This is a genomic window from Erwinia sp. V71, from assembly GCF_965644245.1.
Lineage (GTDB): Bacteria > Pseudomonadota > Gammaproteobacteria > Enterobacterales > Enterobacteriaceae > Erwinia.
Genome location: NZ_CBFFRK010000270.1, coordinates 1 through 783, shown reverse-complemented (window position 1 = coordinate 783; position 783 = coordinate 1). Strand labels below are relative to the sequence as shown.

Below are 783 nucleotides of genomic sequence, written 5' to 3'. Positions count from 1 at the left end.
ACTGAAAACGATAGATGAACGGCAATCATTGTAGTCATGAACAGAACTTTGAATGATTAAATCGCACCTTCCCTAAGTTTACCCGTTCTGACTGCATCTATAGCATCGGTATATGCTCGCTTTCCTACAGGGTCTGCTTCTTCATCACGAAGCTGCTCAAGGATCATCAAAACGGAGTCCTCGTTCGTTCGGATTCCTGAAATGCGCATTTCCATCACGGCACGGACAATTGCGCTGGCAGCCATTTGCGCGCGCTCATCGTTTGTTCCCATGCAAAACTCTCTTCGCCTGAGAATAAAAACTTATAGTAGTGCGGAACGCGCAAGTGTTTTTAGCATAAAACGGCTACAACTTGCCTTGAGGTGAAGACACTGCAAGAGAAAATGATGGTTGAAATCTTTCCAGGTCATCCGGGGACATCAAGCACTAACTAATCATCGCCCAGCCTTCCCGTTCTGACTATATGCGCCGCATCCCTGTACACCCCTTTCCGATGTCGTTGCGAGTGATGCGGCGATAGAATTCAAGCATTTCAATGATGGTTTCTTTTGTAACTGGCTCATTTCGTGAAGAAAGTTCAATCACCACTCTACCGATAGCGTTGGCCATCATTTCCACATTTTCAGTGTCCAACCCCATACCTACCCCGGTGTTGAATGAATCAACTCAGACGAGTTAGTTAATCATCACTCAGTTGTCTTTGTAAGGTCGTGACGCAGACTTAGTGTTGTTGTACTCTTTGCCCTTTGGATGATTGATGGCAAAGATTGATGTGGTTTGTCC

The 783-nt window shown here is 45.6% G+C and carries 1 protein-coding gene; it reads right to left on the bottom strand.

All coding sequences use genetic code 11. The features are described from left to right. Window positions 1-56: 56 nt before the first annotated feature. Complete coding sequence (locus ACSZO1_RS22595; RefSeq protein ID WP_437616635.1) at window positions 57-272, bottom strand: hypothetical protein; 216 nt, start codon at window positions 270-272, stop codon at window positions 57-59. Window positions 273-783: the final 511 nt, after the last annotated feature.